At 36.6% G+C, this 232-nt stretch carries 1 protein-coding gene; it reads left to right on the top strand.

Annotated features, from left to right (window positions below; genetic code table 11):
- The coding region (tnpA, locus tag NE668_RS10065; RefSeq protein ID WP_256196888.1) for an IS200/IS605 family transposase at nt 1–232 on the top strand (232 nt) is incomplete at both ends.

The raw sequence follows: 232 nt of genomic DNA, 5'->3' as shown, positions 1-232 counted from the left end.
CACATACAAAATGGAATTGCAAATATCATGTAGTGTTTACACCTAAATATCGAAGGAAAGTATTTTATAACGAAAAGAAAGAAGCAATTCGTGAAATAATCCGAACACTGTGCCAATGGAAAGGTGTTGAAATCATCGAAGGAGAAGTATGTCCGGATCATATTCATTTACTTCTGAGTATCCCGCCCAAAATGAGCGTTTCGGGATTCATGGGATACTTAAAAGGAAAGAG

Origin of the sequence: Veillonella parvula, assembly GCF_024461875.1 — a bacterium.
Classification (GTDB): Bacteria; Bacillota; Negativicutes; order Veillonellales; family Veillonellaceae; genus Veillonella; species Veillonella parvula_I.
Note: the sequence above shows the minus strand (reverse complement) of the source record. Positions and strands in the feature narration are given on the sequence as shown.